General features: G+C 72.4%; 2 protein-coding genes and 1 pseudogene. 2 read left to right on the top strand and 1 reads right to left on the bottom strand.

The genetic code is table 11. The features are described 5' to 3' along the window. The first annotated feature begins 60 nt into the window (after positions 1-60). The gene (locus ACTS11_RS10415; RefSeq protein ID WP_442640245.1) at positions 61-747 is read left to right on the top strand and encodes a hypothetical protein; all 687 of its coding nucleotides are present in this window, start codon (positions 61-63) and stop codon (positions 745-747) included. A 14-nt stretch (positions 748-761) separates the two neighbouring features. Further along, positions 762-1,199, top strand: a complete 438-nt coding sequence (locus ACTS11_RS10410) for a DMT family transporter (RefSeq protein ID WP_442640244.1) — start codon at positions 762-764, stop codon at positions 1,197-1,199. Here the strand turns inward: ACTS11_RS10410 and ACTS11_RS10405 are convergent. Next, positions 1,196-1,410 (bottom strand): annotated as a pseudogene (locus ACTS11_RS10405) (ABC transporter ATP-binding protein); the annotation flags it as partial. The gene ACTS11_RS10410 and the pseudogene ACTS11_RS10405 sit on opposite strands and share 4 nt — an antisense overlap.

Genomic DNA, 1,410 nt, shown 5'->3' with positions numbered 1-1,410 from the left:
CGGGTCAAGCCCGCCGCCCGCCCCTTTCCGCCGCCGGGGAATCCCCCCATCCTCCGCGCCATGCGCGCGCTCCCCCTCCTCGTCTTCTGCCTCGCCCTCGCCGCCTGCGGCCGCCCCCTGACGGAGGCCGAGCGCGCCTACATGGCCGACCTCCAGGGCGACACCTTCACGGCCGACGCCGTCAGGATCGTCGAGAACCCCTTCATCGGCCTCGGCACGCGGCGCTACCCGGCGCGGCCGCAGACCACCTGCCGCGAGCGGATCTTTCCGCCTCCCGACGGGGACTTCATCGAGACGCGGACGGCGGGCATCATGCTCTTCGACACGCTGCATGTCCGGCCCGCCTTCTTCCTCGAGGACTACGTCGCCGGGCGCGAGGGACGCCGCAGCCTCGCCGCCGCCATGTTCTTCGCCCACGAGATGACCCATGCCTGGCAGTGGCAGAACCGCGACGTCACCGCCTACCACCCGTTCCGCGCCTTCACCGAGCATGTGCGGATCGAGGACCCCTACCTCTTCGACCCGCAGGACGACCGCCGCTTCCTCGATTACGGCTACGAGGTGCAGGCGTCTCTTGTAGAAGAATACGTCTGCTGCCGTGCGGTCGAGCCGGACGGCGCGCGGACGGCCCGGCTCGCGGCGCTGATCGGGCAGGTCATGCCGGTGACGCCCATCCGCGCCCGCGCCGACAACGTGGAGGAGGTCCTGCCCTGGGACGGCGCGGACCTCGGCGGAGTGTGCTCGTGAGAAAGGGAAATCCCATGGCCGCCCAGGCCCTCGTCATGTTCGCGGCCGGTCTCGGCATCCCGCTGCTGGCGGCGCTCAACGCGCGGCTCGGCGCCAATATCGGCTCGCCGGCCGCGGCGGCGACGGTGCTCTTCGTGGTGGCCTTCCTCGCGGCCGGGGCGACGCTGCTTCTCACCGGCCCCGGCGCGCTCCGCGCGCTTCCGGGCCAGCCCGGGCACCTGTTCCTCGCGGGGCTGCTCGTCGCCTTCTACGTGCTCTCGATCACCTGGATCGCGCCCAGCTTCGGCGTCGGCAACGCGATCTTCCTCGTGCTCCTCGGACAGCTCGTCTCGGCGGCGCTCATCGACCATTTCGGCCTCTTCGGGGCGCAGGCCGTCCCCGTCTCGCCCCTGCGGCTGACCGGGATCGCCGTCATGGCGGCGGGCGTCGCGCTGACCCAGTTCGGCCGCTAGCCCGAGGCCTTCTCCTCGAGGGTCAGCCACTCCTCCTCGGCGGCACCGAGGCGGGCCTGCCGCTCGGCCAGCGCGTCGGTGGCCTTGCGCGCCTTGTCGGGGGCAGCGGTGTAGACCTCGGGGTCCGACAGGAAGGCGGCGAGCTTCGCGATCTCCGCCTCGAGGCGCGCGATCTCGGCCGGCAGCGCCTCGAGCCGGTGCGCCTCGGTGA

It is taken from the genome of Roseicyclus sp. (assembly GCF_052168335.1).
GTDB lineage: Bacteria > Pseudomonadota > Alphaproteobacteria > Rhodobacterales > Rhodobacteraceae > Roseibacterium.
This window is presented reverse-complemented; position numbering and strand designations above follow the sequence as displayed.